At 65.2% G+C, this 1,447-nt stretch carries 1 protein-coding gene; it reads right to left on the reverse strand.

Annotation, left to right across the window (positions count from 1 at the left end; genetic code table 11):
• The coding region (locus tag QRN34_RS14830) for an amino acid adenylation domain-containing protein (RefSeq protein WP_285405578.1) at nt 1-1,388 on the reverse strand (1,388 nt) is incomplete at its 3' end.
• Between the last annotated feature and the right edge of the window lie 59 nt (nt 1,389-1,447).

Here is a 1,447-nt window from a genome sequence, read left to right on the forward strand (position 1 = left end):
TAACCGACCAGCTGCTTGTGGCCGGGCTGATCCTCACGGGCCACCACCACGGCCTCACGCAGGCCCGGTTGCTCCAGCAATCGGGACTCGATCTCGCCCGGCTCGATGCGGAAGCCGCGGATCTTCACCTGCTCATCGAAGCGACCCAGGTACTCCAGCTCGCCGTCGGCCCGCCAGCGGGCCCGGTCGCCCGTGCGGTACATACGCGCGCCCGGCACCGCCGCAAACGGATCGGGCACGAAGCGCTCGGCCGTCAGGCGGGGCCGGTGCAGGTATCCGCGGGCCACACCGATGCCGCCGATGTACAGCTCGCCTGCCGCTCCCAGGGGCACCGGCTCGCCATGATCGTCCAGCACGTAGATCTGTGTGTTGGCGATCGGACGGCCGATCGGAATCTGGTCTTCTTGGGCGTTGTTCCATGTCACCTCGGATGAGGCCGCGAAGGTGGTCGTCTCAGTCGGACCATAACAGTTGACCAGTCGGCAATTGACTGGTTGGTCTAAACTTGACCCCTTCAGTGTCAGCATACGGCGGAAGGCCGTGGCGTCTGCGCGTTCGCCGCCGGATAGCACATGGCGCATCCGCAGTAGGGCCTGGGGTACGGTCGCCACGTAATGGTTGAACAGGGTCGCCGTGAGAAAAATAGCGGTCAGTGCATAAGCCGACGAGGCCTCGGCAAACGCCATGGCATCGAGCACGACCTGCTGAGCCAAGGGTACGACTGCTCCGCCGTTCAGCAGCGCGCCCCAGACTTCCATCGTCGCCGCATCAAATGCAGGATTGGATATCGCAGCGATGCGTTCGTCGCGACCAAAGGCCGCATAGCCATTGTCGATGGCGACCCGGATGACCGCCTCATGGGGGACCACCACGCCCTTGGGCAAGCCGGTGGAGCCAGACGTGTACATTACGCACGCTGCGTGGCTACCGGCGACGGTCACGCCCTCCCGCTGGGCGGGACCTTCTTGCAGATCCGCGTAACGCCAGACCGGGATGTCCAGTACCAGCTCATCGCGTAAGGAGGCCGCCATGACGGCGATACGGGCACGTGCATCACGCACCGTCCATGCCAGCCGCGAACGGGGGATATCGATATCGAGCGGGACGTAGGCCGCCCCACATCGCAGCACGGCCAGCTGTAGGGCGATCAGTTCGACACCGCGTTCGTGGAGCAGGACGACCAAGTCGCCGGGTTGCACGCCAGCTCGGGCCATGCCCCCGGCCAGCTTGGCTGCGACCTCGTCCAGCGCCGCATAGGTCAGGCTCACGTCTTCGGTTTGTATCGCCATCGCATTCGGCGCGGCTTGGGCGATTCGGGCGAAGATGTCGTGGATACAAGGCTCGGCCGGTAGCGCGACCTTGTTTCGGTTGAAGGTCTCCAGCAACAAGGTGCGCTCGTCGGGCGGCACTACGTCCAGGGCCCGTAGCGGACGTTGGGGTGCCTGCT

The organism is Luteibacter sp. ME-Dv--P-043b, from assembly GCF_030209605.1.
Classification (GTDB): domain Bacteria; phylum Pseudomonadota; class Gammaproteobacteria; order Xanthomonadales; family Rhodanobacteraceae; genus Luteibacter.